Genomic DNA, 1644 nt, shown 5'->3' with positions numbered 1-1644 from the left:
TGTAGTGGCTGATTAGTAATGTCGTGTTTTGACTAAATAGAAATGTCGCATCGTTGGCCCGGTCCAGCTTCTGGATCCGAGGTACAGCGATGGCCACATCCACGGCAACTATCACCATGTCGATGCGCGAAGTCGATCGCCTCAAGACCATCCAGGCGGTGGTCGACCGGATGCTGCGGGTTGGCCAGGCGGCGCAGCGCCTGGGGCTGAGCCGACGTCAGCTCGAGCGGCTGGTCCAGCGCTACAAGGACGAAGGCGCTTGCGGGCTGGTCTCGCGAAAGCGAGGCCGCCCCAGCAACCATCAACTGGCACCTGGCGTGGCCGAACGCGCGACTACGCTGATCAAAGAGCGCTACGCTGACTTCGGGCCCACGCTGGCATGCGAGAAGCTGCGCGAGTGCCACGGCCTGCCGCTGGCCAAGGAGACCATCAGGTTGCTGATGATGGCCGCAGGTCTCTGGACGCCCCGCAAACAGCGGGCCCCGACGATCCACCAGCCGCGCAACCGGCGTTCGTGTCTGGGCGAGCTGATCCAGATCGATGGCAGCGACCACGCTTGGTTCGAAGACCGTGCGCCGGCCTGTACGCTGCTGGTGTTCATCGACGACGCGACCAGTCGTCTGATGCAGTTGCACTTCGTGCCGACGGAATCGGCCTTCGCTTACTTCGAAGCCACGCGGTCGTACCTGGAGGAGCATGGCAAGCCGGTGGCGTTCTACAGCGACAAGGCCGCCATCTTTCGCGCGGTGCAGACCTCGACCGACTTCGGCCGCAGCGCCACGCAATACGGCCGTGCGCTGTTCGAGCTGAACATCGACATCATGTGCGCCAACACCAGCCAGGCCAAGGGTCGTGTCGAGCGTGCCAACCTGACGCTGCAGGACCGGCTGGTCAAGGAACTGCGCCTGCGCGGGATCAACACGCGCGATGCGGCAAACGCCTTCGCGCCGCTCTTCATGGCGGACTTCAATGCGCGGTTTGCGAAGCCGGCCAGGCGGGACTTCGATGCCCATCGGCCAGTGCGAGCCGACGAGGATCTCGATCTGATCTTCACCTGGCGGTTGCAGCGCAAGGTGTCACTCTCACTGACGCTGCAGCACGACCGCGTGATCTACCTGCTCAAGGACACGCCGGCCAACCGCAAGCTGATCCATCGCTACATCGATGTCTACGAGTATCCGGACGGCCGCATCGAACTGCGCGCGGACGGCATCAGTCTGGCCTACGAGCGCTACGACAGATTGCCGCAGGTGGACACGGCTGCCATCGTGGAGAACAAGCGTCTGAGCCATGCACTGCAGGCTGCCGTGGTGATCCAGAGCCAGCGCGACGATCGCAGGAAGTCGAGCACGCCCTCGCGCACGAATCAGGGGCAGGCGCCCTACCCTCGCAAGGCTCTGCCCGGCACTAAGCGCTCGAGGCAGTTCACATCCGGCGACCTCGAACTGGCCGTGATGAGCGTCTGCAAGCCGCCCGCGCCGACCCATCGGGCAGCGCTGAAGTGACGATCATGATGCCTTCGGTGGCAAGCCTGTGCAGGTGTAGAAGCAAGGCAGTCACTGCGTTCGCTTGAGACCTTCAAGAAAGAAGAAATGCGACATGTCTATTTGGCCAGAGATGCGACATCTGAATTTGGCCTTGACA

General features: G+C 62.8%; 1 protein-coding gene. It reads left to right on the top strand.

Translation table 11 applies throughout. The annotated features are described in order from the left end of the window. The first annotated feature begins 89 nt into the window (after positions 1–89). Positions 90–1505, top strand: a complete 1416-nt coding sequence (locus VLK31_RS36170; protein WP_409173314.1) for an ISNCY family transposase — start codon at positions 90–92, stop codon at positions 1503–1505. The last annotated feature ends 139 nt before the right edge of the window (positions 1506–1644 follow it).

It is taken from the genome of Variovorax sp. H27-G14 (genome assembly GCF_046156345.1).
GTDB lineage: Bacteria > Pseudomonadota > Gammaproteobacteria > Burkholderiales > Burkholderiaceae_C > Variovorax.
The sequence above is the reverse complement of the archived record's forward strand: the minus strand, read 5'-3'. Positions and strand labels throughout refer to the sequence as shown.